Here is a 22,443-nt window from a genome sequence, read left to right as displayed (position 1 = left end):
AGGGTTACACCATTGAAGCGGCGGCCCCGGTCGGGCCGGAACGAGAGTTGATGAGCAGGCTGTTCAGAAGCGTCGAGGGCGGGGAGCTGTTCCCCAACGGAAGCGTGGTCTGTATCGGTGCATTCGACGGCCTCCATCTGGGCCATCGTGCGCTGGTCCGCCACGCGGTCGCCCGCGCGCGCGCCTTGGGCGTGGCCGCAGTGGCGGTGGCCTTCGAGCCGCTGCCGCGTGAATTCTTTGCCCAGGGCACGCCGCCGCCGCGGCTGACCCTGGCGCGCAGCAAGGTCGAGATCCTGCGCGAGCTCGGCGTCGATGCGATCGGCCTGCTGCGTTTCGACGCGGCGATGGCGGCAATGCCGGCCGAGACCTTCGTGCGCCAGTTGCTGGTGCACCGGCTGGGCGCCCGCGAAGTCTGGATCGGGCCGGAGTTCTGCTTCGGCAACCGCCGCCGTGGCGATCTGGCCCTGCTGCAGAAGATGGGCGCCGAGCTGGGCTTCAGCGCCGGTGAGATCGAAGCGGTCGACCTGCATGGCGAGCGCATCTCCAGTACCCGCATCCGCCAGCTGCTGCAGGAGGGCGACTTCGCCCGCGCCAACGACCTGCTCGGCCGCCCCTACGCGATCAGCGGGCGGGTGGTGCGCGGACGCCAGCTCGGCCGTACGCTGGGCTTCCCCACCGCCAATCTGCGTTTCCCGAAGACGCCGGCGCTGTCGGGCATCTACGCGACCTGGGTGCACGGTGTGTTCGACCAGCCCTGGCCGTCGGTCTCCAGCTTCGGCACGCGGCCGACGGTTGAGGGCGTGGAACCGCTGCTGGAAGCGCACCTGTTCGATTTCCAGGGTGACCTGTACGGTCGCCACATCGACGTGGAGTTCGTCGCCAAGCTGCGCGACGAAGAGAAATTCAATGATCTGGCGGCGCTGACCGACCAGATGCACCGCGACGCCGAACAGGCGCGCGCCCTCCTTTCCGAACATAGATTGCGAGCCACTGCGTGAGCCAGGACTACAAGACCACCCTGAACCTGCCAGCCACCGAATTCCCGATGCGCGGCGACCTGCCCAAGCGCGAGCCGGGCATTCTGGCGCAGTGGGAAGCGCAGGGGCTCTACCAGCAGCTGCGCGACAACGCCGCCGGCCGCCCGCTGTTCGTGCTGCACGACGGCCCGCCGTACGCCAACGGCCGTATCCACCTGGGCCACGCGGTCAACAAGATCCTGAAGGACATCATCGTCAAGTCGCGCTACCTGGCCGGCTTCGATGCGCCCTACGTGCCGGGCTGGGACTGCCATGGCCTGCCGATCGAGATCGCGGTGGAAAAGAAGTGGGGCAAGGTCGGCACCAAGCTGGATGCGGTCGAGTTCCGGCAGAAGTGCCGCGAGTTCGCCGAAGAGCAGATCAACATCCAGCGCGTGGACTTCAAGCGCCTGGGCGTGACCGGCGACTGGGACAACCCGTACAAGACCCTAAGCTTCGATTTCGAGGCCAACGAGATCCGCGCGCTGGCCAAGGTCGTGGCCAACGGCCACCTGGTGCGTGGCGCCAAGCCGGTGTACTGGTGCTTCGACTGTGGCTCGGCGCTGGCCGAGGCCGAGATCGAGTACCAGGAAAAGGAATCGCCGGCGATCGACGTGGCCTACGCCGCGCGTGACGCGCAGGCCATCGGCCAGGCGTTCGGCGTGAGCGTGCCGGCCGACGTCGAAGTGGCGGTGCCGATCTGGACCACCACCCCGTGGACGCTGCCGGCCTCGCTGGCGGTGTCGCTGGGCGCGGAGATCAACTACGTGCTGGCCGAAGGCCCGGCCCATAACGGCAAGCGCCGTTGGCTGGTGCTGGCCGCCGCGCTGGCCGAGCGCGCGCTGCAGCGCTACGGCGTGGACGAAGTGGTGCTGCACGGTGAAACCACCGGTGCGGCGCTGGAGAACCAGCTGCTGGCGCATCCGTTCTATCCGGAGCGCGACATCCCGCTGCTCAACGGCGACCACGTCTCCGACGAGGACGGTACCGGTGCGGTGCATACCGCGCCCGGCCACGGCCAGGAAGACTTCGTGGTCAGCCAGAAGTACGGCCTGCTGGACAAATACAACGCTGGCCAGGTCACTCCGATCGACGGCCGTGGCGTGTACCTGGAATCGACCCCGCCGGCCGGTGACGTGGTGCTGGCCGGCCAGCACCTGTGGAAGGCGCAGGACGCCATCGTCGGCGTGCTGCGCGACAACGGTTCGCTGCTGGCCTTCCACCCGATCCGCCACAGCTACCCGCACTGCTGGCGCCACAAGACGCCGGTGGTGTTCCGCGCCACCCCGCAGTGGTTCATCTCGATGGACAAGGCCAACCTGCGCAGCGATGCGCTGGCCGCGATCGACACCGTCGGCTGGTTCCCGACCTGGGGCAAGGCGCGCATCCAGAGCATGGTCGACGGTCGCCCGGACTGGACCATCTCGCGCCAGCGCACCTGGGGCGTGCCGATCGCACTGTTCACCCATCGCCAGACCGGCGAGATCCACCCGCGCTCGGTGGAGCTGATGCAGCAGGTTGCCGACCGCGTCGAAGCCGAGGGCATCGACGTGTGGTACTCGCTGGATGCCGCCGAACTGCTGGGCGCCGAAGCCGCCGACTACGAGAAGGTCACCGACATCCTCGACGTCTGGTTCGACTCGGGCGTGACCCATGAGGGGGTGCTCGCCGCGCGTGGCTTCGGCAAGCCGGCCGACCTGTACCTGGAAGGGTCCGACCAGCACCGCGGCTGGTTCCAGTCCTCGCTGCTGACCGGCGTGGCGATCGACAAGCGTGCGCCGTACAAGCAGTGCCTGACCCACGGCTTCACCGTGGACGAGCACGGCCGCAAGATGTCCAAGTCGCTGGGCAACGGCATCGAGCCGCAGGACATCATGAACAAGCTGGGCGCGGACATCCTGCGCCTGTGGATCGCCTCGGCCGACTACAGCAACGAGATGTCGCTGTCGCAGGAGATCCTCAAGCGCAATGCCGACGCCTACCGTCGCCTGCGCAACACTGCACGCTTCCTGCTGGGCAACCTGGACGGTTTCGATCCGGCCCAGCACCTGCAACCGCTCGAGCAGATGGTCGCGCTGGACCGCTGGATCGTGCATCGCGCGTGGGAGCTGCAGGAAAAGATCAAGGCGGCCTACGACGGCTACAACATGGCCGAGATCGTGCAGCTGCTGCTGAACTTCTGCAGCGTGGACCTGGGCTCGCTGTACCTGGACGTGACCAAGGACCGCCTGTACACGATGCCGACCGATTCGCACGGTCGTCGTTCGGCCCAGAGCGCGATGTACCACATCGCCGAAGCGTTCACCCGCTGGGTGGCGCCGATCCTGACCTTCACCGCCGACGAGCTGTGGGGCTACCTGCCGGGCGAACGTGCCGGCCACGTGCTGTTCACCACCTGGTACGACGGCCTGGCGCCGCTGCCGGCCGATGCCCAGCTCAACGCCGCCGACTTCGACCAGCTGCTGGCCGTGCGCGAGCAGGTGGCCAAGGTGCTCGAACCGATGCGTGCCAACGGCGCGATCGGTGCTGCACTGGAGGCGGAGATCACCATCGCCGCCAGTGAAGAGCAGGCCACGCGCTGGCAGCCGCTGGCCGATGAGCTGCGCTTCCTGTTCATCAGTGGCGACGTGCAGGTGCGCCCGGCGACCACCGACGAGGTGTTCGTCAGCGCCCAGCCGACCACCAAGGCCAAGTGCGTGCGCTGCTGGCACCACCGTGCAGATGTCGGCAGCAACGCCGATCACCCCGAACTCTGCGGCCGCTGCGTGAGCAACATCACCGGCGCAGGCGAACTGCGGAGCTGGTTCTGATGGCCGCGCCCCGTCCGCATCCGAACGCCCTGGTCTGGCTGCTGTTGTCGGTGGTCATCATCGGCGTGGACCAGTGGTCCAAGGCCTGGGTCCTGTCGAGCCTGCCCGAGTTCCAGCCGGTGGTGGTCATCGACGGTTTCTGGAACTGGTACCGCACCTACAACACCGGCGCGGCATTCAGTTTCCTGAGCGACGCCGGTGGCTGGCAGAAGTACTTCTTCACTGCGCTGGCGATCGCCATCAGCGGGCTGATGGCCTGGTGGCTGCGCGGCACCGCCCGTGGCAACTGGAAGGCGGCCGTGCCGTATGCGCTGATCATCGGCGGCGCCATCGGCAACGTGATCGACCGCCAGGTGCATGGCCATGTGGTCGATTTCATCCAGTGGTACGTGGGCAGCTACACCTGGCCTTCGTTCAACATCGCCGACTCGGCCATCGTGGTGGGTGCCATCGGCATCGCCCTGTTTGGCCTGTTCGACGGCAAGTCCGCCAAAAAGGCGGATAATGCCAACCCGAAACCGTAAGCCGGCCGCTGCCGGGAGATTGAACTGATGGATGTGCTGCTCGCCAACCCGCGTGGTTTCTGTGCCGGTGTCGATCGTGCGATCGAGATCGTCAAGCGCGCGATCGAAACGCTGGGCGCGCCCATCTACGTCCGCCATGAAGTGGTGCACAACCGCTTCGTGGTCGACGACCTGAAGCAGCGCGGCGCGATCTTCGTCGAAGAGCTCGACGAGGTTCCGGACAACAACACGGTCATCTTCAGCGCCCACGGCGTGTCCCAGGCCGTGCGCCAGGAAGCCGAGCGCCGTGGCCTGAAGGTGTTCGACGCCACCTGTCCGCTGGTGACCAAGGTCCACTTCGAGGTTGCCCGCCACTGCCGTGCCGGCCGTGACGTGGTGCTGATCGGCCATGCCGGTCACCCGGAAGTGGAAGGCACCATGGGGCAGTGGAACCGCGAAGCCGGGACCGGCCAGATCTATCTGGTCGAGGACGTCGAGCAGGTTGCCACGCTGCACATCAACCAGCCGGACAACTTCGCCTACACCACCCAGACCACGCTGTCGGTGGATGACACGCGCGGCATCATCGATGCGCTGCGCGAGCGCTTCCCGGCGATGCAGGGCCCGAAGAACGACGACATCTGCTACGCCACGCAGAACCGCCAGGATGCCGTGCGCGATCTGGCCAAGCGCTGCGACCTGGTGCTGGTGGTGGGCTCGCCGAACAGCTCCAACTCCAATCGCTTGAGTGAGCTGGCCCGCCGTGAAGGCGTGGAGTCCTACCTGATCGACGGCGCGCATGAGATCGACCCGCGTTGGGTGGCAGGCAAGCAGCACATCGGCGTGACCGCCGGCGCCTCGGCGCCGCAGGTGCTGGTCGATGGTGTGCTGGCGCGGCTGGCCGAGCTGGGCGCCACCGGCGTGGGCGAGCTGGACGGCGAACCGGAATCGATGGTGTTCGCGCTGCCGAAGGAACTGCGGCTGCGCCTGGTCGACTGACCGGGCCTGGCTCTGGTGGGTGCGAACCCTGGTTCGCACGCTATTGGGCATGCATCGATGCGCGCACCGCCCATGACCTTTGGCCATGGGGCCGGCCATCGCACGGGCCTAGCATCGGAGGATTCTCCGCTGTTGGAAGTTGCCCGATGAAGACCCGAGCCTTGGCGATGTCATTGCTGTTTGCACTGGCGGCCACGCCTGCCCTTGCGCAGACCTCGCCGTCGGCCAACGCCGTCGCCCCCGGCCTGCTGCGCATCGATGTCGACGCGCGCGATCTGGCCCGTCGCATCTTCAAGGTGACCGCCACGGTGCCGGCCAAGCCGGGCCCGATGACCCTGCTGTATCCGCAGTGGATTCCCGGCAACCATTCGCCCACTGGCCCGATCGACAAGCTGGCCGGCCTGCGCGTGACCGCCAACGGCAAGCCGCTGGCCTGGCAGCGCGACCAGTACAACGTCTATGCGTTCAAGGTGGACGTGCCCGAGGGCGTCAACGAGATCGTCGCCCACTTCGATTTCCTGTCCTCGCAGGGGGGCAGCCAGGGCCGGGTGGTGATGACCCCGGACATGCTCAACCTGCAGTGGAACGCCAACTCGCTGTATCCGGCCGGTGTCGATGCACGGCAGCTGCAGGCGCAGGCCAGCGTGACCCTGCCCAAGGGCTGGTCGTTCGCCACCGCACTGGAAACCGCGCGCCGCGACGGCGACACCGTGGTGTTCAAGCCGATCTCCTATGACCATCTGGTCGATTCGCCGTTGTTCGCCGGTGAGCACTACCAGCGTATCGATCTCGACCCGGGCGCGAAGGTGCCGGTGCACCTCAATGTGTTCGCTGACGACGCCAAGTCATTGAAGCCGACCGACGCGCAGATCACCCTGCACCGCGCGCTGGTGCAGCAGGCCGACAAGCTCTATGGCGCGCGTCACTACAACCACTATGAGTTCCTGCTGGCATTGACCGACCGCCTCGGCGGCATCGGCCTGGAGCATCACCGTTCCAGCGAGAACAGTGCCGACCCGGGTTACTTCACCGAGTGGGACAGCAACGCGTGGATGCGTGATCTGCTGCCGCACGAGTACACCCATTCCTGGAACGGCAAGTACCGTCGCGGCGCCGATCTGGCTACCGCCAACTTCAACGTGCCGATGGGCGACAGCCTGCTGTGGGTGTACGAGGGCCAGACCCAGTTCTGGGGCCAGGTGCTCGCGGCGCGCTCGGGCCTGTGGTCCACCGCGCAGGCGCGCGACATGCTGGCCAATGTGGCCGCCACCTATGACCGCGGTCGCCCGGGCCTGGCCTGGCGCCCGCTGCAGGACACCACCAACGACCCCACCATCGCCCAGCGTCGAACCTTGCCGTACCGCAACTACCAGATGAGCGAAGACTACTATTCCGGCGGCCAGATGCTGTGGCTGGAAGTGGAGGGCAAGCTGCGTGAGCTGAGTGGCAACCGGCGCAGCCTGGATGATTTCGCGCGTGCGTTCTTCGGCGTCGGCAATGGCGACTGGGACGTCAACCCGTACACCTTCGATGACGTGGTCGCGACGTTGAACGGCATCGCCCCGTATGACTGGGCCACATTCCTGCGTGGCCGCCTGGACGGCCACGGATCGTTGACCGGCGGTCTGGCGCTGGCGGGCTGGAAGCTGGTCTACCGCGATACCCCGAACGAGGCCTACAAGGCGCAGGAAAAACGCGCCAAGGCAGCATTGCTGGCGTACTCGCTGGGCGCGACCGTGCTCGACAGCGGTGTGGTCGGCGACGTGATCTGGGACAGCCCGGCGTTCAATGCCGGCCTGGCGCCGGGCATGAAGGTGATTGCCGTTGGCGGGCGCGAGTACAGCAGCCAGCGGCTGAAGGATGCGGTAGCGGCTGCGGCAACGGACAAGGCGCCGATCGTGCTGCTGGTCAAGCAGTTCGACCGCATCGAGACCATGAACATCGACTACCACGGTGGCCTGCAGTACCCGGTGCTGGAGCGCATCGCCGGCACGCCGGATCGCCTGGCAGAGCTGTGGAAGGCGCGATGAAACCACGCCTGCGCGACGGCGTGATCCTGCTGATGGCGGTCCTGGCCATCATCGGCGCGTTCCTGCACGGCGATGGGCGCTGGCTGCACTGGCTGGCCAAGCCGGCCACTACGCTGCTGATCGCAGGCATCGCCTGGCAGGTGCACGATCCCGCGCAACCATTCTATCGGCGCGCGGTGCTGGCCGGCATGCTGCTGTCGTGCGTGGGGGATATCGCGCTGATGTTGCCGATGGATGCGTTCGTGCCGGGGCTGCTGGCATTCCTGCTGGCGCACCTCTGCTACATCGTGGCCTTCCGCGACGGCCTGCGCGCGGGCCGCGGACTGTTCGCCGCCACCGTGCTGCTGGGTGCCTTTGCCGTGCTCAACGTGATGGGCCTCTGGCCGCACCTGCCCGCACCGATGCGCATTCCGGTGCTGGCGTATGTGGTGGTGCTGGCCTCGATGGCGGTGCTGGCACTGGCACGGCTGTGGCGCAGCACGCGGCCCGATGCCGTGGAAGCCCGTAGCGGCCGCTGGGCCGCTGCAGGTGCATTGCTGTTCGTGGCCAGCGATTCCCTGCTGGCCTGGGACCGCTTCGCCGGCGGCCTGCCGCTGGCCAGCCTGCTGGTGCTGTCCAGCTACTACGCCGCGCAGTACGCGATCGCCCGCTCGGTGAAATAGCAAAAAGGGGACGGAGGGGATTAAGTCGTTTCTGCCATGGATGCCGAATACGACTTAATCCCCTCCGTCCCCTTTTTCTCAGCGGAACTGCAGGGTCAGCAGGACGTAGCGGCCGAGCGGATCGTCCAGCCCCGGCAACTGCCCGCCGTTGCCGACCAGATAGTTCACCGGCTGTGCGTCCAGCACGTTGTGCACATCCACGGCCGCGACGATCCGAGGGCCGAGCCGGCGCGCCAGGTGCAGGTTCCAGCGCAGCTGCCGGGGGTTCATGCAGTGGTTCAGTTCGCGCTGATCCTCAGGGCATTCCGCGCCGGGCAGCCAGGCGCGCGTGCGCCCCACCTGGTTGCCGCGCAGGGCGACATCCCAGTTGCTGTTCTGCCATTGCACGTTGAGTACGGCAGCCGTCGCCGGGGTGACGTGGCCGCGCAGGTCCACCGCCGCGTCCTGGCCGCGATCGCGGCGAAGCACCTGTTGTTTCAGCGCGTCGAGCGAGAACAGCCACTGGCCGTTGCTCCCGGCATCAACGCGGTATTCGCCGCGCATCACCCAGTTGCGTGAGGTGGTGCGGCCGATGTTGTCGAAGGACAGGCGCAGGCTGCGCAGGTGGCCGTCCTCGTCCAGCTCCCAGGTGCTGCGGTTCCACACCGCGTCAGCCGGTTGCAGGGCCAGGATCTCGTTGCGCAGCTCGACGATGTTGTGGGTCAGCGACAGCGAAACCGCATCGGTCGGCGTCCACGATGCGGCCAGCGAGTGGCTGCGTGATCGCTCCGGTTTCAATGCATCGTTCTCGACTACCTCGGCGGTGACACTGCAGCGGCCACTGCCGGCGAACTGCGCGCATTCGGGCAGGGCACTGGATGCGGGCAGCTCGATTGAACCGAAATAGCCGGGCGGCCGGCGCTGCTCGAACAGGCTGGGAGCGCGGTAGCCGCGTCCGCTGGCCAGCAGGAACGACCAGTGCGGGGTAGGGCTCCAGCGCAGCCCGGCGCGGGGCGAAAACGCACTGTAGCCGCCATCGCGATCCGCGCGCGCAGCCAGGTCCATGCGTAGCGTGGGTGCCAACGGCAGGCCGAGTTCGGCGTAGGCGCCGCCGCTGCGGCGTGACAGTCGCCGCCGTTGCTGCGGCAGCCCCAGCGCCAGGTCGCCCTTGCTCAGCAGCGCGTCGGGATGCGATGTCCAGTGTTCCTGGCGCACGTCAATACCGGTGGCCAGCTGGGCGTGCCCCCCTGGCAACGGCATCAGTTCGCGCTGTATGCCCCACCAGCCCTGCCATTGCTCGGTGCGGCCGCGATTGCGGATGGAAGGGAACAGCTGCTGGGCCGCATCCGTGCGCAGCGTGGTGAAGCCGGGCAGGAAGTCGAGCGCTTCGGCCGCTCGCAGCAATGGCTCGGTACGTACGGTGCCCGACGTCGCCAGTGTGACATCGCTGCGCTGGGCGCTGATACCGGCATCCCAGCTGCGCCCACGCTGCTCGCGGCCGAGCCCGAACGCCAGATCCGCATCGGTGGCGCGCACCCGTGGGCGTACATTGCCGGCCTCGCGCAGCACACTGTTGAAGGTGAAACCGTACAGACCGATCGCCACCGCCGTAGGCCCTAGGTCGAAACGCTGCCGGTTGTGGCTGGCCCGTGCCTCGGCATAGGCGTAGCGCCCCTCGCCACGCTCGTGGCGGTAGCGCAGGTAGGCCGAGGCAGTGTCCGAGGCGGGCTGGATCGAACGCGGGCGCGCGCTGTCGAACCAGCAGCCATCGTCGCGGCGCTGCAGCGGTGCCTCGCAACTGCGCGCCGGCCAGTAGCGGTTGCCCTGGAACGCGCCGATCAGGTACTGCGAGGTTTCTGCATGCCAGTCGCGGCGATCACCGGCCACGTGCTCGATGCGGTACAGGTCGACGCCGGCAAACCAGCGGTCGCCGCCGTCGTGCACACCGCCAGTGGCGGCCTGCACGCGGTACTGGCCGGCGTCACCGCGGCTGCTCAGGCCGGTCTGCAGCATCGCCTCGGGGCCTTCGGCCTGGTCGCGCAGGATGATGTTGACCACGCCGGACATCGCATCGGCACCATAGATGGCCGAGGCGCCGCCGCGTACCAGTTCGATGCGTTCGACAAAGCTGAGCGGGATGCCGCCCAGGTCGGTGAGGCCGCCCTGTTCCAGCGACACCATCGGATAGCGCGGCAGGCGCCTGCCATTGACCAGGAACAGCGTGGCGCGCGGCCCCATGCCGTCCAGGCTGGTGGTGGTGGCCGCACCGACCGGCAGGTACTGCGAATCACCACTGCGCGAGGTGCTCATCGCCGGGTGGCCGTTCATGCCGGGGAGGTGCCGCAGCAGATCGAACAGGCTGCCGTAGCCGCTGCGCAGGATGTCGTCGCGGTCGATGATGGTCACCGGCAGCGTGGTCTGCACCGACGTGCGTGGCAGACGGCTGCCGGTGACGTGGATCGGTGCCAGCTCCACCTGCGGCGGTGCATCCGGCGCTTTGCGTGGCGCTGCCAGCGCAGGGCGCGTGGCCACCGCAGCGGCCGCTGGCGCGGTGGCACGCGTACGGCGCACCACGAACCCCCCGGAGGGCGTACGCAGGATGGCGACCGGCAGGCCGGCGACCAGTTCCTTCAGCGCGGCCGCCACATCGCGTCGGCCGTGGCTGCCACTGCTGCGCAGCCCGTCCAGTTCGCGGGCGTCGAACAGCAGCGCGATGCCACTTTGCCGTGCCCACTGCTGCAATGCCGGGGCCAGCGGGCCAGCGGCAACGTCGATGTCCAGCGTGCCGGTCGTCTCGGTCGCGGATGCAGCCGATGTGGCGAGCGCCAGCGCGATACAAAGCAGACTGCGGCGCAGCCCTGCCTGCAGCGTGCCCGGTACTGCCCTCACCGCCTTTCTCCTCAGTAGGTGCGGCGCAGTTCCAGCGCGCCGTCCGGGCGCGTCTGGCCAGCCACGGACCACCCCAGTTCCAGCGCCGCCAGCAGTTCCTGTGCTTCACCGGCGCGGAAGGTGCCACTCACCGCCAGGTCGGCGATCTGCGGATCGGCGATCACCAACGGGGTACGGCTGTAACGGTTCATGCGTTCGACCACGATCGACAACGGCGTGCCGTCGAACACCAGGCGACCGTGCAGCCAGCCTTCGGCGGCGGCATTGGACGACAGCGCCGGGCCTGGCTCGATGCGCCCGGAAGGTGACACCTGCAGCTGCTGGCCCGGTGCCAGGGTGTGCTGGGCGCTGCCGCTGCTTACTTCCACCGCGCCCTCCAGCAGCGCCACTTCCACCCGGCCGTCGCGCAGGCGCTCGACCTGGAAGGTGGTGCCGATATCGCGGATGGTGCTGTCGCCGGCGCGCAGCTGCAGTGCCTTGCTCGACGGTGCGACCTGCAACTGCACGCGCCCGCGTTCAAGCACCAGCGCGCGGTGACGCCAGCCGAAGCGGGCGTCCAGTGCGGTGCCGGCATCGAGGGTGACCACGCTGCCATCGGCCAGCGTCTGCTGCCGGGGGTGCAGGGAATCGTTGGCATAGCGCAGTGGCGTCGGGTTGCCATCGACGGCCACCATCCAGCCGATGCCGATGGCCAGGCAGATGCCGGCTGCCGCCGCCATCGCCGGCCACCGCTGGCGCCGCGACGGGCGTGCCGCGCGTGCTGCCGCCGTGCGCAACCAGGGATCGGCCGCCAGCGCCTGGCCGCGCTGGAACAGGCGCTCGGCCTGGACCCAGGCGGTCACATGGGCGGGATTCTCGGCCAGCCAGTCCTCGAACGTCGCGCGCTCATCTGCGGTGCAGTCCGGTGCTTCCAGCCGCGCCACCCAGGCGCTGGCGCACTCGAACAGCCGGGCGTCGTCCTTGTGCCGGTTGCCGCTCATTCGTTGTCCCTGTCGTTGTGCAACGGATCCGATCCGAGTTCCTGGCGCAGGCCCTGCAGCGCACGGGCGATATGTTTTTCCACGGTCTTGGCGGTAATTCCACAATGCCGCGCGATCTGGGTATAGCTCATGCCGGTGATGCGGTTGAGCAGGTAGACCTCACGAGCGCGCTCGGGCAGCTTGAACAGGGCCTGCCGCAGCAGGGACAGCATCTGTCCGGACTCGGCCTGGCGCAATGGATCGGGCGACGAGCTGGACGGCTCGTTGTTCCCTTCGTGCTCGGCCAATGACAGGTGCGGCCGCGACTGCGGCGAACGACCGCGGTCTGCCAGGCGGTTACGGGCGATACGATACAGCAGCAGGCGCAGTTCGTCGGCGCCGTGGGCACGGTAGCGGATCAACCGTTCCATGCAATCCTGTGCGATGTCCTCTGCATCGTCCGGTCCAACGCCACGCATGCGCAGGAACGCGCACAACGGCGCGCGTTCCTCCCGTACGAACGCAATGAATGCATCCGCAGGTGCGGACAGATCCGGCGCGTGATGGAGCAGAGGAGAGGGGGTGGACAGGGCTGGCCTCGGACAAACGGTGGCGGGGGCGCCTTCGAGTTTTACGCGACCGTGACCGGATGGGGAAGAGTGAGATGTGTCCCTGCGCGGATCGTGAATGAATTCATGCTTGGCGCAGCCATCGACTGGGGGTGCCTGTGTCCAAAGAACGTTGTGTACATCGGCGGCAGCCGTAAGCCTGGCTCTGCCGCGGAGGCGTTCCGCCCTGCCTGTGGCTGCGGTATGGTCGGCGCGGACCTTTGCCCGGAGCCTGTCATGCAGATTGCTGTCTTCAGCGCCCGCCCCTACGACCGCCGTTTCCTGGACGAGGCCAACCTGCGCGACGCGGCCGGGCAAGGCTTTACGTTCGTGTACTTCGAGGCCGCGCTGGACGTGCATACTGCGGCGCTCGCACAGGAGTGCGCCGGCGTCTGCGTGTTCGTCAACGACCGTCTGGACGCTCCGGTGCTGCATGCTCTGCATGCGCACGGCGTGCGCGCCGTGCTGCTGCGCTGTGCGGGTTTCAACAACGTGGATCTGGCCGCCGCCAAGGCGCTGGGCCTGTTCGTGGCACGGGTTCCGGCGTACTCACCCGAGGCCGTGGCCGAACATGCACTGGCACTGGTGATGACCCTCAACCGCCAGACCCATCGCGCCTACAACCGCGTGCGCGAGGGCAACTTCATGCTCGATGGCCTGCTGGGCCGCACCCTGCATGGGCGCACGGTCGGCATCGTCGGTACCGGCAAGATCGGGCTGGCCACCGCGCGGATCTTCAAGGGCATGGGGTGCACCGTGCTGGGGCATGACCCGTACCCGTCAGCGGCCTTCGCGGACGTGGGCGAGGCGGTGGGGCTGGACGAGTTGCTGGCGCGCGCCGACATCGTGTCGCTGCATTGCCCGCTGACACCGGACACCCACCATCTGGTCAACGACGCCTCGCTGGCCCGGATGAAGCCGGGTGCGATGCTGGTCAATACCTCACGCGGCGCGCTGGTCGATACCCATGCGGTGATCCGCGCGCTGAAGTCGCGCCGGCTCGGTCATCTGGCCATTGATGTCTACGAGCAGGAGAGTGCGCTGTTCTTCCAGGACCTGTCAGGTGAGATCATCGACGACGAGGCCTTCCAGCGCCTGATGACTTTCCCCAACGTGCTGGTGACCGGCCACCAGGGCTTCTTCACCGTGGAGGCGCTGCAGGAGATCTCGGCGATCACGCTGGGGAACCTGCAGGATTTCGCCGCTGGGCGCGCCTGCGACAATGCGGTGGGGAATGGCTGACAAAGCGACACCGTGACCGCGATCTCTGCGAGGTTGCACGCCACCTTCTGGATCCATGCGAACGCGAAGCGCTCGGCAGGCGTTGGCTTGCGCCCCGGGTGATGCTCGACGCTTGTGTTCCGGAAACGGATCGCTACAATCCGATGGGTTCATGATTCGTTCAGGATTTTCACCGTTCGTTGATATCCACCCATAGGACATGGAGAGAGCATGAAGCTCCGCGTGACAGGTACGTCCCGTTCCAGGTTGCTTTTGTTGTCCACGCTCGCAGTGTTTGTTTGTGGTGCGGCCATCGAGCCCTCCACGGCCAAATCGGCCAAGGTCGTCTACAAGAAGGATGACAAGGGAGGCGCCGGCTCCGGCCCGGGTCCCGCCCCTGCACCACGCACTTCCAACCTCGGCCGGATCACGGTCAAGCCACCGACCGGTGGCACCACCAGCCTGCCTGGGATCACCGTTCGACCACCTTTGACCTCAACACCGACGTTGGGCGGGTTGTGGGTACGAGGCAATGGCGGCGGAGGCGGAGGTGGCTTTGGGAACGGAGGCGTCTGGCCTTCGCAGACCGCCAAGGAGCAGGAGACCGACGATCGCAGTGATCTTTGCGGGATCAACAAGGAAGACGTCCGCGGCAATCCCGTGGTGCTCTATTCGGGTAACAAGATCGAGCCCGAGGTGGACTTCGCCAGTGCAGGTGAGATGGGCCTGTTCCTGCAACGCACCTATAACCACCACTGGAGTGCGACGGGCCTGTTCGGCAATCACTGGCTGAGCAATTTCGACTTCTCCCTTGCATTCTCCGGCGGCCAGGCCACGGCATGGAACCAGCGACCCGATGGCCGGCGTATCAAATTCCAGTTCGATGCAGGCAGTGGCCGCTGGAACGAAAACAAAGCACAGGCGGTGGCCTACATCGTCAAGAATGCAGATGGCACGTTCACTCTGCACAATGAAGAGCGTGGCACGGAAACCTACAACGCCGAAGGCTACATCACCCAGTTGCGCAACGAGCAGGGCGTCACCTGGACGTTCGCCTACAACAACAGGTACCTGCAGAGTGTCACCCACTCATCGGGCCGAAGCGTCCAGTTCACCTGGACCGGCGGACAGGTCACGAAGGTTACAGATCCGTCTGGCAGCATCTACCAGTACACCTATACGGCCAATGTCTTCGGTGCCGGTCGTGGTCGACTGGCAAGCACGATACTGCCGGGGGCACCGGCGACCACGGTCAGCTATCACTACGAGGATGGCCGTTTCCCGGGAGGCCTGACCGGCAAGTCGTTCAACGGCGTGCGCTATTCCACCTTTGCCTACGACGAGAACAAGCGGGCGACGCTCAGCGAGCACAGTGGCGGGGTCGAACGGTACACCTTCAGTTACACCGTGCAGAGCAGTGAGCCGGTGGCGCCTCCGCCGTCGCCGGTTCGCCCGGGTGGCGTAAGCAGTGACGAGGAGCGCGGCTGGTGCGAGGACACCCGCAACGGTCGCATCTGCTACCAGCCGCGTTCCCTGCCGTCCCCGATCCAGCTGAACGGCGGTAGCGCGAACCTGGGCAGCGCCGCAGGCAGTGGAGTACAGCTGTCGAGTACGACGGAAACCAAGCCGCGCCCGATCAAGATCAAAGTAACGGAAACCAGTCCGCTGGGCCGCAAGACCACCTACTCGTACGAGGATGGTCGACAGGTATCGGTGGCCGGAGATGCCTCGCCCCGTTGCGCGGCGAGCTACAAGGAGCGCAGCTACGATGGCAATGGCTATCCGGATCTGGTGCATGACTTCGCCGACAATCTGATCAATTTCGACTACACCGCCCAAGGCTACCTGCTGAAGCAGGTCGAGGCGGTGGGCAGCAGCGCTGAGCGGACGACGACCTACGAGTGGGATACCGCACGCAACCGGCCGTTGAAGGTTACCGTTGTCGGTGACAGCGAGCTGGTCTATGCGTACGACGCGCGCGGCAACCTGGCCAGTACCACGGCACGCAATCTCAGCAGCCGTGGCGTGACAGGGCAGGCACGTACGGTCACCCACACCTATACCTATCACAGCAATGGCTTGACCGCCTCGGTGAAGACCGATGGACCACTGGCGCAGGATGATGTGACGTCGACCTACAACGCCCAGGGTGATCTGGTCAGTGTGGTCAATTCGTTGGGCCACACGGTCACCTACAGCGGTCACAACGGCCTTGGCCAACCGACGCGGGTTACCACGCTCAATGGCCAGAACATCGAGTATGTCTACGATGCCCGTGGTCGCGTCATCACCCAGCGCGAGAGTTTCGGCAACAGCTGGGCAACGACGACCTTCGCGTACGATGGTGCCGGCAACCTGGCCAGCATCACGCGCCCGGATGGCGTGACCGAGCGCTACGAGTACGATGCTGCCCGCCGTCTGCTTTCGGAGGTTGTGCCGGTTGGTGACGGCACGTTCGCGTGGACACGCTACAGCTACGATGCAGCATCGAACATTACCCGCAAAGAGGTCGCTCACACCGATTTCCCAGCGGGTAGCTCCGTGGTGGGCTCGATCGACGAAATCACCCACGACGCAAACTGGAACTGGTTCCTGCGGGGCTGGGCCTGCACTACCGGTTCCAACGCATCCATCGAAGTGCACGGTTACGCCGACGGCGGCGTGTTCCTGGCGGCGACGCAGGCCAACAAGGCAAGCGATAGCGGCGTGGCCGCAGCATGCCAGGCCGGCGGCAACGCCTACCGCTTCGAGTTGCCGGTGACGCTCGCTCAGCGGCAGCAGCTGGGTGGGCGCAAGATCGTCATCTATGGCTTGTCTCCGCAGGGCGGCAACTACAACCGGGCGCTGGACAGATCCGGCGTGTTCGCGATACCGCAGGCCACGATCGTCGGCGATATCGGCGGGGTCACGCATGATGGGCAGGGCAACTACGCGGTTGAGGGGTGGGCCTGCTCGGTGGGTGTGAACGACTCCATCGATGTGCATGCCTACGTTGGGGGCCCTGCGGGTGTGGGCAGTTTCGCTGTTTCCGGGCGCGCCAATCTGCCCACCGACGGCAACGTTGCCAATGCCTGCCAGGCCAAGGGCAATGCCTACTGGTTCAAGCTGCCGCTGGATGCCAATCTTCGCCAGGCCCATGGCGGCAAGGGCATTCATGTGCACGGCATCTCGCCCGCCGGCCAGGCGAATCTGACCATCAACCGGTCGGGAGCATTTGCGGTTCCTTCGATCGTCCGCAATGCGGAGTTCATCACGTTCAACGCGTCTTCCACCCACATCTACAACGGGCAGCAGGTCACCCTGACCGCGCAGGTACGCAATACCGGCAACGTCACTTGGGACGGCAACACCTACCTCGCCTGGGGGCAGGACTTCCTTACCCAGTCGCATGGATTGCCGGCCCCTGTGCCACCGGGCGGGGTTGCCACCTTCCAGTTCGATGTCGCGCCGTATCACAACGGCGTCGGGATCGGGACTTACACCTACGTCGCGCGGATGGCGACCAGTGGTGCAGCGTGGGGGCCGAATCCCTATGTGAGCATCGTGGTGGAGAATCTTGACTGGTACTGCCCAGGTGGTCCCGGCAGCCTCGATTGTCAGGAACCGATGATCGTTACCCCGCCCGTGTGGCTGGACACTCTGGAAGGAGCCCGCTGATGTCCATGATTACGCTGACCATGATGGGGTTGAACGCCGTGACGTTCAGCGTCAACTACGACTACGACGAGTTGGGGCGAGTGGTGGCCGAGCGCGGCAACAACGGCCAGAACATCCGATATGCCTACGACGCAGAAGGGCGGGTGACCCAGGTCACCGATTCACAGAACCGCGTTACCCGGATGAGCTATGACCCACTGGGCCGGATGGTGCAATCGATCGACGCCGCCGGCGGCACGACACGCCTGGCGTATGATCTGGGTGATCGTCCCATACAGGTGGTCGATCCGCGCGGACTGGCAACAACCTACGAGCACGACGGCTTTGGTCAGCTGCTCAAGCAGGTGAGTCCGGACACCGGCACCACCCGTCATCAGTACAACGCGGTAGGCCAGCGCACGGTGACCACGCGCAACGATGGCAGCACTATTGGTTATGCCTACGATGGACTGGGGCGGCTGTCCTCGATCGAATCGGAAGGGCAGCGGCACGAGTTCAGTTATGACTGGTGTGCATGGGGCAAAGGCCGGTTGTGCGGGCTGGCCGCGCCGGACTCGTCCACTCATTTTGCGTTCGTGCCCAGTGGCCAGATCTGGATCCGACGCGACTTCACCATCGTCCAGGGACAGCAGACCGACTACAGCACCACCTACGCCTATGACGGTATCGGCCGGCTCAGCGAGATTACCTATCCCAATGGTGACAAGGCCAACTATGGCTATGATGCCGGCGGTCATCTTGCCTCCCTGTCTGCCGTGGTCGGCGGGACATCGATCCCGGTGATCAGTCAGGCCACGTGGAAGGCCACGGGTGCACGGGCGAGCATGGCCTATGGCAACGGGCTGGTGCGCGGTTACAACCATGACCTGGACGGACGTCTGACGGCGATGTCGGTATGGGGGCCGAACAGTGCGAAGTTGAGTTACTGGGACTACCAGTACAGTGCCGACGGTGAGATCACCGGCATCGTCGACGCGGTCACTCCGAACATGACACAGACCATTGGCTACGACGCACTGAGCCGGTTGACCAGCCTCACCCGCTTCGGCATCAACAACCAGCTGTCCTACGATGCTGGCGGCAACCACAACCGCTACCAGGCCGGAAATCAGCTGACCCAGTACAGCATCGACGCGGCCAGCAACCGGGTGCTCAACTACACCAACCAGGATGGTAGCCGCGTCTATCAGTACGATGCGCTCGGCAACCGCATCAGCGAGACGGCAGGTAGTCGGGTCACCACCTTCGACTACAACCCGTTCAACCGCATGAGCCGCAGCAATGCAGGCGGCTTTGTCACCGACTATGTGCTCAACGCGCAGGGCCAACGGGTGGCAAAAGTCAACGCCAACGAAACCAGCCGCTACTTCTACGCCGGGCAGAACCAGATGCTGGCTGAGCAGAAGAACGGCGCATGGTCGAACTACTTCTGGTTTGGCGCCGAACTGGTCGGGCTGGGGCGAAGCGGGCAGGTCAACTACATCCATACCGATCACCTCGGGCGGCCGGGGTTTGTCAGCAACAGTGGCCGCGCCACAGTCTGGAAGGCCTACAACTATGCGTTTGGCCGCAGCGTCCAGCAGGACGACATCGGTGGCTTGAACATCGGCTTCCCCGGGCAGTACCAGGATGCGGAGACCGGGCTGTGGTACAACGGCTTCCGCGACTATGACGCCAGCATTGCACGATACGTGCAGAGCGATCCGGTGGGGCTGGCGGCAGGCACCAATACCTACGCCTACGTTGGCAGCAATCCGCTCAGCCGGATTGATCCGCTGGGCCTGGCAGAGTGCGGAAACGACGAAAAGAAGATCGACCTGCTGGCAGCGGTGCTCGGCGTGGCGGATGTGGTTGAAGGCTACGCGTCAATGTCAGCGGCACTGTCGACGGCGGCCATCGCCGCGGGCGGCGAGCAGTCGGAAGTGGCGCTGGGTTCCCTGGCCGTGGCAGCGAACGGATATGCAACGATGAACGACGGCATCAATGGCTTCATGACCGCATTCGACGGCATTGAGCGCCCGAGCAGCTATGAGGAGGTGGGAGGGTTCCTGCTGGGTGCGCATGGCGCAGAGTTTGGTCGAATGGCTTCCAAGGTCACGACCTACTCCGGTGCATTGCGTGGCCTGCGCGGAATGCTGAAGGGAAGGGCGACAGATTCCGATGCAATGAGTACCATCAAGGGCGCCAAGCAGGCCGCCGACGATTCCTGCACCTGCGAGTAATCTATGTTCAGAGCCAAAATGAAGTGGGTCAATCTGGTGGTGGTGCTGCTGATCATCATCCTGGCGGTCCGCTACCTGTGGAACCGGGCCATGAGCGGACAGCTGGGCGGCATGCACGACGTTGCCCTGACTGGATTCGTGTTCTTCTGCCTGTTCTTTGTTTTTCTGACCGTGCAGTCGATCCGTCGTGGCAGAGGGGGGCAGGGATAGCGTCTGCGGGCCGGCTCCGATTGACCTGCTGACCGGCACCCCCTACAATTCCCTGCTAGGCCGGAATAGCTCAGTTGGTAGAGCGGCGCATTCGTAATGCGTAGGTCGCAGGTTCGACTCCTGTTTCCGGCACCAGTTGTAGAAGAGCCCCGGCCTTGGTCGGGGCTTTTTTTATGCCCTGGTAGTGCCCGACCGCTGGCCGGCAACCCGTGGTGCCCGGCACTTTCAATGAGTGGACGGATGCGAAGGTTCGGGCGAACTGCAGGCGGTGGGTCGACCCGCTTCAGGGGCATTGAAGGTCGAATTCGGAAGCTGGGAGTATCAGGCGCTTGGCTGTGCTGTGTGCTGCTCATTGACCTTGGCGTGTCGTCATCCGTAATTGCCCGGGCCAAGGTGACAGGCATCCACACGGACGCCCTGGGCTCGGTTGTGGCCGAGGGAGACATCAATGGCAATGTAATCCAACAATATGGCTACGGGCCCTACGAGCCCTACGAGCCCGTGGCCGGTGGTCAGATCACGGATGGAAGGACTATCCGACCGCCTCTGCGACAACGTTGATGGATTCGTTCATGATGCTCGAGCGATGCGCTGCCGCCGGAGAGGGGGAATGGATGAACAAGCTCGCTGAAACTTTGGAGTCGCGCCTGACAGATGGATCCGGCGTCTACGTGAGTGCTGGCGGGAATTCGAGGCGCTGTTTTGATGAGCTTGCGGAGGACATCAGGCGGAATGCATGTCAGCCATTTGAACTGTCCGCGGTGGTAATGGCGCCAGGTATTCCGGGATTTGATGAGGGTGAGGAGATATCCGGGCTGTGCGTTGCGAAGGAGGGCGGCCGCTGGTTGGTGTATCGCCCGGAAGACGATCTGTTCTATGCCTTCTGGGGCCCGGGGGCAGGGCATCTTGGCGCGCACGGCGTCTTTGGAAGTCCGTTGTACTGCTGGTCGGCCTGAGTGGCCGAAGTGTCAACGTCGCGGGTATGTCGAGGGTCGGGAATGATGACGACGGTATGGAGCTTTCCGATTACCGGGAATAGGGTGAGTGAGGTACTGAGGGGCGCATTTGATGCAGATGAAATGTGGCTGGTATCGCATCTGGATGTGCCTTCGGGAACCGCGTCATCCACTATGCTGAGCGTACTTCGAGGGCGAATGGAGAACGGCCCGGCGACGGTGTCCACGGGCGATCTGTGTGATGCGCTTGCAGGCGCGCCGCAGGTGTGGGTCCTGGACATTTGCCTGTCATCGGACAGGGGCGTGCAGCTCTACATTGAAGATGGTGAAGTCTTCGAGGCGGATCTGGTCAGGACGAATTGGCCCGTCTGAAGCCAAGCCGCCCGCCCTGGGAATAGGGGCGGAAGCGGGGATTGAGGCCATCGTGTCGGCGAGCAGCCCGGCGCTAAGTGATCCCGCCAAAGGGCCGATGCAGTGCTCTATCGGTGCATCGGCATCACCGCACCCCGTGCCAGCCACCACGCGAGCTGCCGGAGATAACCACCTGCTGCCCCCGCCGATGCGCCGATCAGCAGGCGTGCAAGCACGCGGGTCCCGTGCGCGGCCCGCTCCCGCACCCAAGGCAATACCGCCACCACCTGCGCACCCAGTAGCAGCATCAGCACGTCCAGCCCGAGCGCGTCCACCACCGGCAACAACGGCAGCAGATCTGGATTGCAGGCCAGCACGATCACCAGCAGCATCCCGAACACAACCATCACATGGCGCGCGGCGGGCAGGGTGGTCCAGTGCAGCAGCCGGTTGATCAGGCGCATGGCGTTCCTTGTGTCATGTGCGGGAATCCTCATCAGGCTTCATCGGGCGCACCGGCTGCCTCAGCACGGTTTTCAACCGCGCCGCGACGGTCCTGCGCGGGTCGCTCAGGTAGATCTCATGATGGGGGCCGGCGAAGGTGTAACCCAGTGCGGGCATCACTTCGTCATGCAGATGCGCCAGGGTGGGGCCTTCGTCGTCGTAGGCGCCCACGTGCAAGGTCTGCAGGCTGGGACCCTCTGCAAGGATGTCATGGCGAAGGCTGGGCGGCGCATCCCCCAGCTTCGCGCGCGCCGTGCTGAGGGCGGCCTGCCACTGTGCAGGGCTGACGCCCTCGGGCGTGCGGATCATGACGGTCCACGCCCACTCCTGCTTCCGCCGCGCGACGAAGCTGGCCGGGTCATCGGCGCTCCACAGCGCCTCCAGCGGTGGCACCACGTAATCCCGGCCCAGGGCCTTCAGCGCGAACTTCAGTGCATAGCTCACCGCATACAGCCACTGCACGGCCTGCAGGTAGGCGGGGGCGGTGTTCGGGTCGCCGCGACCATCAACCATCACGTAGGGCAAGGGCGGTACATCGACCCGTATGAACCTGCCGGCGGGCGCTTGATAGAGCGCCCGGTCGCGCTTCTTGAAGTCGATCTTGTCCATGGGCCTTCCTCCTGCGCCGAGCATCCCATGCCGGGCCCCCGCCAGCACGCCTGAACAGGTTCAGATGACTTTGCCCAATGGGGGCGGAACGCCCGCCGGGCCTGCGCGGTGCGACAACGTGTCGCAGTCAGAATCGGGCCTTTCCTGCGCCCGATCATTGTCAATGTCTTTCTTAAATGGTGGGTGACGGCCTAAAATTGAAAGGCTGACTCGACCCCACCTCCCTGCCTGTCCTTCGGACCGGTGGGACCGGCTTTT

17 protein-coding genes and 1 tRNA gene are annotated in these 22,443 nt (G+C 65.6%); 13 read left to right on the top strand and 5 right to left on the bottom strand.

Annotation, left to right across the window (positions count from 1 at the left end; genetic code table 11):
* Positions 1 to 50 precede the first annotated feature (50 nt).
* From ARC23_RS04965 to ARC23_RS04940, 6 genes are all read left to right on the top strand, one after another.
* Positions 51 to 998: a bifunctional riboflavin kinase/FAD synthetase gene (locus ARC23_RS04965; RefSeq protein WP_057496202.1), complete on the top strand. Its 948-nt coding sequence runs from the start codon at positions 51 to 53 to the stop codon at positions 996 to 998.
* Entirely contained in the window at positions 995 to 3,826 is a 2,832-nt protein-coding gene (ileS, locus tag ARC23_RS04960; protein ID WP_057496201.1) for an isoleucine--tRNA ligase, read from the top strand. The genes ARC23_RS04965 and ileS overlap by 4 nt, the downstream gene beginning before the upstream one ends.
* A complete protein-coding gene (lspA, locus tag ARC23_RS04955) occupies positions 3,826 to 4,350 on the top strand; it encodes a signal peptidase II (RefSeq protein ID WP_057496200.1) in 525 nt (174 codons plus the stop codon). The genes ileS and lspA overlap by 1 nt, the downstream gene beginning before the upstream one ends.
* 27 nt (positions 4,351 to 4,377) lie before the next feature.
* Positions 4,378 to 5,328, top strand: a complete 951-nt coding sequence (gene ispH / locus ARC23_RS04950) for a 4-hydroxy-3-methylbut-2-enyl diphosphate reductase (protein ID WP_057496199.1) — start codon at positions 4,378 to 4,380, stop codon at positions 5,326 to 5,328.
* Between the two features lie 146 nt (positions 5,329 to 5,474).
* A complete protein-coding gene (locus ARC23_RS04945; protein WP_057496198.1) occupies positions 5,475 to 7,358 on the top strand; it encodes a M61 family metallopeptidase in 1,884 nt (627 codons plus the stop codon).
* Positions 7,355 to 8,020 carry a lysoplasmalogenase gene (locus tag ARC23_RS04940; RefSeq protein WP_057496197.1) on the top strand — a complete coding sequence of 222 codons (666 nt, stop codon included), beginning with the start codon at positions 7,355 to 7,357 and terminating at the stop codon, positions 8,018 to 8,020. Before ARC23_RS04945 ends, ARC23_RS04940 begins: the two co-directional genes overlap by 4 nt.
* A gap of 78 nt (positions 8,021 to 8,098) precedes the next feature.
* Here the strand turns inward: ARC23_RS04940 and ARC23_RS04935 are convergent, their stop codons facing one another.
* The 3 genes from ARC23_RS04935 to ARC23_RS04925 are packed head-to-tail and all read right to left on the bottom strand — an operon-like array spanning position 8,099 to position 12,398.
* Positions 8,099 to 10,888, bottom strand: coding sequence for a TonB-dependent receptor plug domain-containing protein (locus ARC23_RS04935; protein WP_057496196.1), 2,790 nt, complete (start codon positions 10,886 to 10,888; stop codon positions 8,099 to 8,101).
* A gap of 11 nt (positions 10,889 to 10,899) precedes the next feature.
* A complete protein-coding gene (locus ARC23_RS04930) occupies positions 10,900 to 11,868 on the bottom strand; it encodes a FecR family protein (protein ID WP_057496195.1) in 969 nt (322 codons plus the stop codon).
* Positions 11,865 to 12,398, bottom strand: a complete 534-nt coding sequence (locus ARC23_RS04925) for an RNA polymerase sigma factor (protein WP_080393028.1) — start codon at positions 12,396 to 12,398, stop codon at positions 11,865 to 11,867. The genes ARC23_RS04930 and ARC23_RS04925 overlap by 4 nt, the downstream gene beginning before the upstream one ends.
* A 294-nt stretch (positions 12,399 to 12,692) precedes the next feature.
* On the opposite strand from ARC23_RS04925, the gene ARC23_RS04920 reads away from it, so the two are divergent.
* From ARC23_RS04920 to ARC23_RS04890, 7 genes are all read left to right on the top strand, one after another.
* Complete coding sequence (locus ARC23_RS04920) at positions 12,693 to 13,697, top strand: 2-hydroxyacid dehydrogenase (protein ID WP_057496194.1); 1,005 nt, start codon at positions 12,693 to 12,695, stop codon at positions 13,695 to 13,697.
* A gap of 210 nt (positions 13,698 to 13,907) precedes the next feature.
* Positions 13,908 to 17,333: a DUF6531 domain-containing protein gene (locus tag ARC23_RS04915; RefSeq protein WP_080393025.1), complete on the top strand. Its 3,426-nt coding sequence runs from the start codon at positions 13,908 to 13,910 to the stop codon at positions 17,331 to 17,333.
* Complete coding sequence (locus ARC23_RS04910; protein ID WP_238985194.1) at positions 17,270 to 19,555, top strand: RHS repeat-associated core domain-containing protein; 2,286 nt, start codon at positions 17,270 to 17,272, stop codon at positions 19,553 to 19,555. The genes ARC23_RS04915 and ARC23_RS04910 overlap by 64 nt, the downstream gene beginning before the upstream one ends.
* 18 nt (positions 19,556 to 19,573) lie before the next feature.
* Positions 19,574 to 19,765 carry a hypothetical protein gene (locus ARC23_RS04905; protein ID WP_152985208.1) on the top strand — a complete coding sequence of 64 codons (192 nt, stop codon included), beginning with the start codon at positions 19,574 to 19,576 and terminating at the stop codon, positions 19,763 to 19,765.
* A 59-nt stretch (positions 19,766 to 19,824) separates the two neighbouring features.
* Positions 19,825 to 19,900 (top strand) — tRNA-Thr (locus tag ARC23_RS04900).
* Positions 19,901 to 20,379: 479 nt separating this feature from the next.
* Positions 20,380 to 20,721 (top strand): hypothetical protein, encoded by a 342-nt coding sequence (locus ARC23_RS04895; RefSeq protein WP_152985207.1) that lies wholly within the window; start codon positions 20,380 to 20,382, stop codon positions 20,719 to 20,721.
* 84 nt (positions 20,722 to 20,805) lie between these two features.
* The gene (locus ARC23_RS04890; protein WP_152985206.1) at positions 20,806 to 21,093 is read left to right on the top strand and encodes a hypothetical protein; all 288 of its coding nucleotides are present in this window, start codon (positions 20,806 to 20,808) and stop codon (positions 21,091 to 21,093) included.
* 107 nt (positions 21,094 to 21,200) lie between these two features.
* Here the strand turns inward: ARC23_RS04890 and ARC23_RS04885 are convergent, their stop codons facing one another.
* Positions 21,201 to 21,536, bottom strand: a complete 336-nt coding sequence (locus ARC23_RS04885) for a hypothetical protein (protein ID WP_057496188.1) — start codon at positions 21,534 to 21,536, stop codon at positions 21,201 to 21,203.
* A 13-nt stretch (positions 21,537 to 21,549) separates the two neighbouring features.
* The gene (locus ARC23_RS04880; RefSeq protein ID WP_057496187.1) at positions 21,550 to 22,185 is read right to left on the bottom strand and encodes a GyrI-like domain-containing protein; all 636 of its coding nucleotides are present in this window, start codon (positions 22,183 to 22,185) and stop codon (positions 21,550 to 21,552) included.
* Positions 22,186 to 22,443: the final 258 nt, after the last annotated feature.

This window comes from Stenotrophomonas beteli (assembly GCF_001431665.1).
Classification (GTDB): Bacteria; Pseudomonadota; Gammaproteobacteria; order Xanthomonadales; family Xanthomonadaceae; genus Stenotrophomonas; species Stenotrophomonas beteli.
This window is presented reverse-complemented; position numbering and strand designations above follow the sequence as displayed.